Consider the following 9,237-nt stretch of genomic DNA (forward strand, 5'->3'; position numbering starts at 1 on the left):
ATGGGGTCGATCTGGAGATCCTCGAAGGTGAGTTCGTCGGTTTGGTCGGGCCCAATGCCGGCGGCAAGAGCACGCTTCTGCGGCTTGTGCTCGGACTCCTCGAACCGCATCAGGGGAGCATTCAGGTTCTCGGGCAGGCGCCGCGCCAAGCCGTGCGACGCGTCGGCTATGTGCCGCAATTTCCGACCTTTCCGCGTGACTTCCCGATCTCGGTCGAGCAGGTGGTCCTGACCGGACGGCTCGGCTTCGGGCCGATGCTCGGCTGGTACCGCTCGAGCGATCGCGCAGCGGCGCGCCAAGCGCTGGCCGAGGTCGAGGCGCTGGATTTGGCGAGTCGGCGCATCGGAACCCTCTCGGGTGGCCAGCTGCAGCGCGTCCTGCTCGCCCGGGCACTGGTCGCCGAGCCGTTGATCCTGATCCTGGACGAGCCCACGGCCAACATCGACCAACGCATGGAGGGCGATATTTTCGACTTGCTCGCACGACTCAACGCGCGGCTGACTATCCTGGTCGTCTCTCACGATATCGCCTTTATTTCGGGCTATGTCGATCGCGTTGCCTGCCTGAACCGAACCCTCGTCTGCCATACGACCGAACGGGTCGACGGCGATCTGATCCATCAGCTCTACGGCGACAATGTCCGCCACGTCGCGCACTCGGCATCCGGGCACGGACTCGCTCACCACCTCGGTCACCAGGGGCACTGATCCGATGCATGACTTTCTCCAGGCGCTCGGCCAACACGCCTTCCTGCAGACCGCCCTACTGGCTGGACTCCTTGCGAGCCTCGGGTGCGGTGTGATCGGGACCTTCGTCGTGGTCAAGCGCATCGCCTTCATGGCCGGGGGGATCGCCCATTCGGTTCTGGGCGGCATGGGTGCGGCGCTCTATTTCGGCTTCGACCCCTTGCTCGGCGCGCTCGCCGCCGCCGTGCTCTCGGCCTTGCTGATCGGCCTGGTGCGGCTCGCCTGGAATGCGCAGGAGGACACCCTGATCGGCGCGCTTTGGGCGATCGGTATGGCAATCGGGATCCTCTTTATCGCCAAGACGCCCGGCTACACGACCGATCTCATGAGCTTTCTGTTCGGGAACATTCTGCTGGTTCCGCGCCGCGAGCTTTGGTTCATGGCCGGCCTGGACCTGATTCTGCTGGTCACGGTCATGCTCTTCTACCGACAGTTGCTCGCCGTCACCTTCGACGAGGAGTTCGCCCGACTGCGCGGCGTGCCCGTCGCCTTCTTCTATCTCCTGCTGCTGTGCTTGGTGGCGGTGACCGTAGTATTGCTGATCCAGGTCGTCGGCCTGATCCTCGTGATCGCGCTGCTGACCCTTCCGGCGGCGATCGCCGGGCATTACGTCCACTCGCTCGGCGGTATGATGCTGATCGCGACGCTGCTCGGCGGGGTCTTCACTTCCGCGGGTTTGGCCCTCTCCTACGGGCCGGATCTGCCTGCGGGACCGACCATGATCTTGCTGGCCGGGAGCGTTTATGTCGTCTCTGCCGTTCTCAGCCGCTTTCTTGCACGGCGCCGAGTGCGGCGACGCGCACTGGTGACCGAAGCGGGAGGATAGGGAGATGACGTCGATATCCGAGAACACAGTGCTCGATCGCGCCGATGCCCTCTGTCGGGCGCGCGGTGTGAGACTCACCGCTCAGCGGCGTCGCGTCCTTGCGATCCTGTGCGCCTCGGCCCGTCCGCTGGGTGCTTACGAGATCCTCGATGCCATGCGCGAAGGCACCCGGACGCTGGCCCCGCCGACGGTCTATCGCGCGCTCGACTTTCTCCTCGAGCAGGGTCTGGTGCACAAGCTCGAGAGCCTGCATGCCTTCGTCGGCTGCAACCATCCGGAGCATCCGCACTCGAGTCAGTTTCTCATCTGCAACAGCTGTGGAGAGGTCACCGAGATCGAGGACGATGCGATTGCACGCAGCCTCGGCTGCGCGGCCAGCATGAGCGGTTTTCAAGCGCAGCGGCGGGTCGTTGAAGTGATCGGGACTTGTGCAGGGTGTGCGCAGAAAGGGCGGTGAGTCACAAACAAATTGAACGACGACAACGACGACAGCGCTAAACCGCGTCCAGAGCGGCATGCGCCGTTTTCATTGTGCGTTTGGCTTCGGAGATATCCTCAATCCCGGTGAGACGCGGTTTAGAATTTAATATTTTTTAATATGTTAAACCGCGCTGGCTCCAACGCTTGTCAAGTCTGCCGGCGCCGATCCCATCCGAAAACATCGCATACCGCGCTGGGCGCGGTTTAGCTCTCGAGGAGACGCTATGAATCGAATTCGCACCTACGCCGTCTCCTTGACGGCAATCACGATGTGTCTCGCCGTCGCGAGTGCCCCGGCCGAGGACACCGGACAGCGTCGGCAGGGGGCCCATGTCCACGGGATAGCGCACATGACGCTTGCCGCCGAGGGCGAGAAAGTTCTGATCGAGCTGACGAGCCCCGCGGCAAGTCTGATCGGTTTCGAGCGCGCACCGCGCACCGACGAGGAGCGCGCGACACTCATGCTCGCCAAGGAGAACCTCATGGCCGGCGATGCGATGATCCGCCTCAACATGGAGGCCGGTTGCCGGCTGGAGACCGCGGAGATCGATGCCGGCTTTGCCGATGCCGGCCAAAGCCAAGCGGCGGAGCACGCGCACGATCACGATGCCGGTCACGGCGAGGACGGGCACGCGGACTTTATCGTGCGCTACAGCTTCGCCTGCGATCGACCCGAAGCCCTGAGTTCGGCCGCGCTCGGCCTCTTCTCGGGCTTTCCGGCCCTGGAGCGCGTCCTATTTCAGTACGTGACCGCGGAGGGGCAGGGTGGGGCGGAGCTCACCCCGCGTGCGCCCGTCGTGACCTTCGTGCCGCTCTAAACCGCGCCCGGTGTTGGGCCGGACGGTTTCATGGGCTGCGAACGTTGCGCGACAAACGCTCCTGGAGTTGGCGCGGTTTAGGTGAAGAGATTTTTAATCATCGAGCGAAGCGTTTTCGTGCTGCCTCGGCTGTCTGGCTTCGGCGCTTGGGCGGGAATGAAGGCGAGCGGTCTTTTGTCGGCTGAGGTGTTTCATGAGTAACCCAGCCGACGACTCCTCTCCAGTCATTGCGATCCGCGATCTGGCCTTCCGATGGCGCCCCGGGGCGCCGGTCGTGCTCGCCATCGACCACCTCGAGATCGCGCGGGGCGAGCGTGTCTTCATCGAGGGACCGAGCGGCAGCGGCAAGACCACGCTGTTGAGTCTTTTGGCCGGCGTGGTCAAGGCCGAGCAGGGGAGCCTGCGCATTCTCGGGCAGCCGCTGGAGCACGTGGGTGCCGTCCGGCGCGATCACTTCCGGGCCGACCATGTCGGCTATGTCTTTCAGATGTTCAATCTGATCCCTTATTTGTCGTTGGTCGAGAACGTGACCTTGCCTTGCCGCTTCTCGCGGCTGCGTCGGGCGCGCGTGCTCGCGCGCGCCGGCTGCGGTGGCCGCTCTGCGCGGTGTCTGGATGAGGAGGCGCTGCGCTTGCTCGACCATCTCGATATGGCCGAGCCCGCGCGTGCTAAGCGGCCCGTTACCGAGCTTTCGGTGGGGCAGCAACAGCGCGTCGCCGCGGCGCGCGCGCTCATGGGCTCGCCCGAGATCCTGATCGCCGACGAGCCGACCTCCGCGCTCGATTCGGACCGCCGCGAAGCCTTTATCCGATTGCTGTTTCGGGAATGTGCCGAGACCCAAATGAGCCTGATCTTCGTGAGTCACGATGCAGCGCTCGAGCCCTTGTTCGATCGCACCGTGCGTCTCGCCGAGATCAATCGCGCCCTTAAACCGCGCCCGGTGCGGTATGCGATGTTTTCGGATGGGATCGGCTCCGGCAGACTTGACGACCGTTAGAGCTGGCGCGGTTTAAAGCCTGAGGCCCATCACCAAGCCGGCCATGAAGGATGCCGCACTCGTCAGGTTCCCGCCGACGAAGTCGAAAAAGGCCCCTGCATTGACCGCGAGCCAGTCGACCCAGCCATTGTAGTGGATCTCCAAGCCGGACCAGTTTACGTCCAGAATGCCGACATATTGCAAGGCGAAGACCCCGAGGAGGATGAGGCCGACAACAAACAGCACCAGCTTGAAGGCCATCTTCAGTGCAAACCCGAGCGCCAGCCCGACCATGAAGGAGAAGCCGAGCTTCAGGAAGAAGGTTTCGTTGAAGAGTCCCGCGGCATCCGCCGACGCAGGCCCGGCGGCATCGTCCGATGCCATGGACGCCAGCAGGTCGTTGCCGAGCCTTGCGAGCGAATGCGTCGCCGTCTCGAATGGCGAGGTGTCTTGTGCGAGATGATCCATCGGGTCTGTCGGCAAGGGAGAAGGCGGTCGGATCGCCTCGGCGAGGCGCTAGTGTATACCGAGCGCACGTGGGTTTTTCGGAAAGCAGGGTGCGTCCCGCGCGCGTCGGGGCAGGGCGCGCCGACGAGCCGTAGTGGCCCCTATGGCCAGGAGACAGAACCCGCTTCCGCGCAGACGCCCGCGACCGCCCCGTCGCCTTCACGCTGCTCTTCGTACCCATCCGTCGCTGCGCGTGATCGGCCAGAATGTGGGAATCGGGTGCGCTCCGGTCATCCTTCGCGCACAATGAGCGCCGTTCACTGCATGGAGCTCGACGTGACCATAAGCGCCCTGACGCCCGGCCTGATGCTTGTCCACGGCAACCGCCCGGAAGATCTGCGCGATCTTCTGGTGGAATGGATGGCGCGCTATCCGTTGGCCCCGCTCGAAAACGAGATCGTTCTGGTGCAGAGCAACGGCATCGCGCAGTGGCTGAAGCTTGCGCTCGCCGCCGATGCCGATCCGCGTTCGGGGGAGTGTGCCGCCGGCGAGAGGGGCCTCGGGATCGCTGCGGCGCTTGAGATCTCGCTGCCGGCGCGCTTTCTCTGGCGTGTCTACCGGGCGGTGCTCGGCGCCGATGCGGTTCCGGAGATCTCGCCCTTCGACAAGTCGCGCCTGGTCTGGCGTCTGATGCGCCTCTTGCCCGAGCTGTTGGCTCGGCCCGAATACCTGCCGCTGCGGCGCTTCCTGCAGGATGATGCCGACCTGCGCAAACGCTTTCAGCTTGCCGAGCGGCTGGCCGATCTCTACGACCAGTATCAGGTCTATCGCGCCGACTGGTTGGCCGCCTGGGCCGACGGCGAGGACGTGCTGATCGAGGCACGCGGAGCTCGCGTCCCCTTGCCGGACGAGCAGCGCTGGCAGTCGGGACTCTGGCGTGCCCTGCTGGCGGATGTGCAGGAAGACGGCGATGTCCGGGGGCAGGGGGCCGCAATCGGTCGCGCGGGCGTCCACGAGGCATTCCTGCGCCGTGTGTCCGACTGGCAGGAAGATGCGCACCCGCGCGGCCTGCCGCGTCGGGTCATGGTCTTCGGGATCTCCAGTCTGCCGCGTCAGTCCCTGGAGGTTCTGGCCGGGGTGGCGCGTTGGACCCAGGTTCTCATGTGCGTGCACAACCCCTGCGAGCATTACTGGGCCGACATCGTCGCAGACAAGGATCTGTTGCGCGCCGAGCGCACCCGTCAGCGGCGCCGCGACGGGATGCCGGCGGACCTCTCCGACGTTGATATGCACCTGCACGCCCACCCGCTGCTCGCGGCCTGGGGAAAGCAGGGCCGCGACTTCATCGGCCTGCTCGACGAGCACGACGACGCGACGGCTCGGGCGGGCTATCTCGGGCGGTTCAATGCCATCGGCCAGCGGATCGATCTGTTCGACGCCTCGCGAGAGGCCGGCTCTCTGCTCGCGCAGCTCCAGGACGACATCCGCGATCTGCGCCCGCTCAAAGAGACACTCACGCATTGGCCGGAGGTCCCTTCGACGGGCGATGCCTCGATCCGCTTCCATATCGCGCACAGTCCCCAGCGAGAGGTCGAGATCCTGCACGACGTCTTGCTCGCGGCCTTCAATGCCGATGCGACGCTGAGCCCGCGCGACATCATCGTGATGGTGCCGGACATCGATACCTACGCGCCGCACATCCAGGCGGTGTTCGGTCTGATCGATCGCGATGACCTGCGCTACATCCCCTACAGCGTCGCGGATCAGGGCCGACGGGGGACCCAGCCCTTGATCGCGGCCTTGGAGAAGTTGCTCGACCTGCCTCGGTCGCGCCTTGCGGTCAGCGATGTGCTCGATTTGCTCGAAGCCCCGGCACTGCGCCGGCGCTTCGGGATCGCCGAGACGGACCTCCCGCGCCTGCATCGCTGGATCCGCGGCGCCAACATCCGCTGGGGCCTGCACGCCGAGCAGCGCGCGAGCCTCGATCTGCCGACTCAGCCCGACGCGCAGGCCCAGCACACCTGGCTGTTCGGTCTGCGCCGGATGCTGCTCGGCTACGCGGTTGGTGCGCCCGGCGAGGAGGGGGCATGGCAGGGGATCGAGCCGTTCGACGAGATCGGCGGTCTGGATGCGGCCCTGCTCGGCCCGCTCGTGCAGCTGGTCGAGCGTCTGGAGTCGACCTGGAGGACCCTGTGCGAGCCCGCGACCGTCGCCGACTGGTGCACACGTCTGCGCGACCTGCTGGCGGATTTCTTCGACGCCGCAGACAGCGGCGAGGCCTTCACCCTCATGCAGCTCGACACCGCCCTGCAGGCATGGCAGGAGGCCTGCGACGAGGCCGCGCTTGCCGAAGAGCTGCCCCTTTCGGTCGTCGGCGAGTACTGGCTCTCGCAGCTCGACGACGGCGGCCTGTCGCAACGCTTCTTCGCAGGCGCCGTCACCTTCGCGACCCTGATGCCGATGCGGGCGATCCCCTTTCGCCGGGTCTGCCTGCTCGGCATGAACGACGGCGACTACCCGCGTACCCGGATCCCGATGGACTTCGACCTCATGGGGCGAGACTACCGCCCCGGCGACCGCTCGCGGCGCGAGGACGACCGCTACCTCTTTCTCGAGGCCCTGCTCTCGGCACGGGACCATCTGCACATCTCCTGGGTCGGACGCAGCATCACTGACAACGGCGTGCGACCGCCCTCGGTGCTGGTTGCCCAGTTGCGCGACCACCTCGCCGCCGGGTGGCGGATGGCGCTCGATACGGAGATGTCGGAGGAGATCCGCTCGATCGATCCGGGTCAGGCCCTCTTGAACGCACTCACGGTGGCGCATCCGCTCCAGCCCTTCAGCCCCCACTACTTCCCGCCGGAGCCGCATTCGGAGCCGGGCGCTGCCCCGCTCTTCACCTATGCCCGCGAGTGGCGCCCCCTCGATGCAGCTCAGCCTCGTCGCCCGGATGCCGCGTCGCAACCGCCGGTGACCGCTTTGTCGCCGCTGTCCCGCGACGAGCCGCTCGCGCTGCGTGATCTCGTCGATCTCCTCAAGTCGCCGGTGAAGGCATTCTTCCGCCAGCGCCTCGGCGTCGTCTTCGAGTCCGACGATCCGACGAGCGAGGATCAAGAGCCCTTTATACTCGACGGGCTCGGCCGGTGGCAGCTGCAAGACGAGCTGATCCGGGTCCAAGCGCAGGCGCTGTCAGGCGGCGAGCCGATCGCCGCAGCGCGCGAGAGCCGTCTCGATCGAATCCGCCGGCGCGGTGATCTCGCGCCGGGTGGCTTCGGGGATGCCCTCGCCGCAGACCTGGTCGAACCGATGGATCAGCTTTTCGCGCACTATCAGGGCGCGCTCCTCCGCTGGCCGCACCCGAGCGACGACGAAGAAGAGATCCGGTTTCAAGCCGATCTCCGGACGCCCGTGCCCGAGCTGGCGGACTGGATCGGCGGCATCCGCACCGACGCCGAGGGCCTTCGGGGACGTGTGCTTATCGAGGCGAGCGACCTGGTCAAGAACAACCACTACCGCGGCGAGAAGCTCATCCGTCATTGGGTCGCGCATCTGGCCCTGCATCTGGCCGGCGGACCTCTTACCACGCTGGTCCTCAGCAAGACCGGCAATGTCGAGCTCAAGCCGCTTCCGGTCGATGCGGCGACGGCGCATCTGACCGCACTGCTGGCGGCCTGGCAGGTCGGTATGTGCCGTCCGCTCCCGCTGGCTGCGAAGACCGCGCTTGAGTGGCTAAAGGCCGGCGATACGCCGAAGGCGCGCACGACCTACGAGGGCGGCTATATGCAAACGGGCGAGGTCGAGACCGATCCCTATCTCGCGCGCGCCTATCCGGACTTCGACGCACTCTGCGCGAGCGGTGAGTTCGCCGAGCTGGCCGAAAGCCTGCTGCGTCCGCTCTATACCGCGATGCATGCCGACGAGAAGAAGACGCCGGACCAGCCCGCCGCAGCGCAAGCGACCGGAGCCGCCGCATGAGTCCCGCAAACGGCCGAAAAACAACGACCGCGATGCCCGATCAGGCGGAGATCGAACCGGTCTCTCGTCGGGCTGAAGCCCGACCCACAGGCTCCGATTCGCTCGATCCGCTGCGCTTCCCGCTCTGCGGCAGCCGACTGATCGAGGCCAGTGCCGGCACCGGCAAGACCTTCACCATCGCGACACTCTATGTTCGCTTGGTGCTCGGTCACGGCGGGCCGCAGGACACACCGGATGGCACGCCCGCACCCGCACCGGACACCGCACCCCGCGCCTTCACACCGCCCGAGATCCTGGTCGTCACCTTCACCGATGCCGCCACGCGCGAGCTGCGCGACCGCATCCGCGCGCGTCTGGCCGAGGCCGCGACGGTCTTTCGCGCCGAGCCGGAGGGCATCGCCGCGCGCCCCCCGGGCGAGGATCCGCTGCACGACCTGCGTGCCGATTACGCGCCCGAGCGCTGGCCGGCCTGCGCGCGCAAACTTCAGTTGGCCGCCGAATGGATGGACGAGGCCGCCGTCGCGACCATCCACGGCTGGTGCAATCGGATGCTGCGCGAGCACGCCTTCGACAGCGACAGCCACTTCACCCAGACCCTGGAGACCGATCAGAGCGAGCTGCTCGCCGAGGTGGTGCGCGACTATTGGCGGACCTTCATGATCCCGCTCGACGCCGAGTCGGTCGCCGAGGTGCGCCAGTGGTGGTCCGGTCCGGAGGCGCTGCAGGGGTCGATTCGAGGACTCGTCGAGCATGCCGATCGACTCGACCCCGCGGCGGAGCCGGCCGTCGCGCTCGAGGCCGTCCGCACGGAGAAGGCGGATCGTCTCGCCGCGCTCAAGACACCTTGGGCGACCTGGGCGGATGAGCTTCAGGCGCTCTTCGATGATGCCGTCGCAAACAAGCGCGTTAAAGGACGATTACTGCGAAGGGATCGTTACACGAAATGGCTGAACGACTTACGCGATTGGG

8 protein-coding genes are annotated in these 9,237 nt (G+C 66.1%); 7 read left to right on the plus strand and 1 reads right to left on the minus strand.

Annotated elements, in window-relative coordinates; genetic code table 11:
- The 5 genes from GPT33_RS14475 to GPT33_RS14495 all read left to right on the plus strand — a co-directional run.
- Window positions 1-707 (plus strand): ABC transporter ATP-binding protein (locus tag GPT33_RS14475; protein WP_296810125.1); only part of this gene is annotated, 707 nt, incomplete at its 5' end.
- A 4-nt stretch (window positions 708-711) separates the two neighbouring features.
- Window positions 712-1,572 carry a metal ABC transporter permease gene (locus tag GPT33_RS14480; protein WP_296810127.1) on the plus strand — a complete coding sequence of 287 codons (861 nt, stop codon included), beginning with the start codon at window positions 712-714 and terminating at the stop codon, window positions 1,570-1,572.
- Between the two features lie 4 nt (window positions 1,573-1,576).
- Complete coding sequence (locus GPT33_RS14485; RefSeq protein WP_296810131.1) at window positions 1,577-2,029, plus strand: transcriptional repressor; 453 nt, start codon at window positions 1,577-1,579, stop codon at window positions 2,027-2,029.
- A 247-nt stretch (window positions 2,030-2,276) separates the two neighbouring features.
- Window positions 2,277-2,870, plus strand: a complete 594-nt coding sequence (locus GPT33_RS14490; RefSeq protein ID WP_296810133.1) for a DUF2796 domain-containing protein — start codon at window positions 2,277-2,279, stop codon at window positions 2,868-2,870.
- Window positions 2,871-3,063: 193 nt separating this feature from the next.
- The gene (locus GPT33_RS14495) at window positions 3,064-3,867 is read left to right on the plus strand and encodes an ABC transporter ATP-binding protein (protein ID WP_296810135.1); all 804 of its coding nucleotides are present in this window, start codon (window positions 3,064-3,066) and stop codon (window positions 3,865-3,867) included.
- A 12-nt stretch (window positions 3,868-3,879) separates the two neighbouring features.
- On the opposite strand, the gene GPT33_RS14500 is transcribed toward GPT33_RS14495, so the two are convergent.
- The gene (locus GPT33_RS14500; RefSeq protein ID WP_296810136.1) at window positions 3,880-4,314 is read right to left on the minus strand and encodes an FUN14 domain-containing protein; all 435 of its coding nucleotides are present in this window, start codon (window positions 4,312-4,314) and stop codon (window positions 3,880-3,882) included.
- Between the two features lie 303 nt (window positions 4,315-4,617).
- Here GPT33_RS14500 and recC point away from each other — a divergent pair, with 303 nt between their 5' ends.
- Window positions 4,618-8,268 (plus strand): exodeoxyribonuclease V subunit gamma, encoded by a 3,651-nt coding sequence (gene recC, locus GPT33_RS14505; RefSeq protein ID WP_296810140.1) that lies wholly within the window; start codon window positions 4,618-4,620, stop codon window positions 8,266-8,268.
- A partial coding sequence (locus GPT33_RS14510; protein ID WP_296810138.1) for a UvrD-helicase domain-containing protein occupies window positions 8,265-9,237 on the plus strand: 973 nt, incomplete at its 3' end. The genes recC and GPT33_RS14510, both read left to right, overlap by 4 nt.

Source organism: Thiocapsa sp., assembly GCF_011390875.1.
GTDB lineage: Bacteria > Pseudomonadota > Gammaproteobacteria > Chromatiales > Chromatiaceae > Thiocapsa.

What these genes read in the sequence shown, in the direction of transcription:
- GPT33_RS14485 (WP_296810131.1), top strand. Translation starts at nt 1,577, where the DNA reads ATGACGTCGATATCCGAGAACACAGTGCTCGATCGCGCCGATGCCCTC.
- GPT33_RS14480 (WP_296810127.1), top strand. Translation starts at nt 712, where the DNA reads ATGCATGACTTTCTCCAGGCGCTCGGCCAACACGCCTTCCTGCAGACC.
- GPT33_RS14500 (WP_296810136.1), bottom strand. Translation starts at nt 4,314, where the DNA reads ATGGATCATCTCGCACAAGACACCTCGCCATTCGAGACGGCGACGCAT.
- recC (WP_296810140.1), top strand. Translation starts at nt 4,618, where the DNA reads ATGGAGCTCGACGTGACCATAAGCGCCCTGACGCCCGGCCTGATGCTT.
- GPT33_RS14495 (WP_296810135.1), top strand. Translation starts at nt 3,064, where the DNA reads ATGAGTAACCCAGCCGACGACTCCTCTCCAGTCATTGCGATCCGCGAT.
- GPT33_RS14490 (WP_296810133.1), top strand. Translation starts at nt 2,277, where the DNA reads ATGAATCGAATTCGCACCTACGCCGTCTCCTTGACGGCAATCACGATG.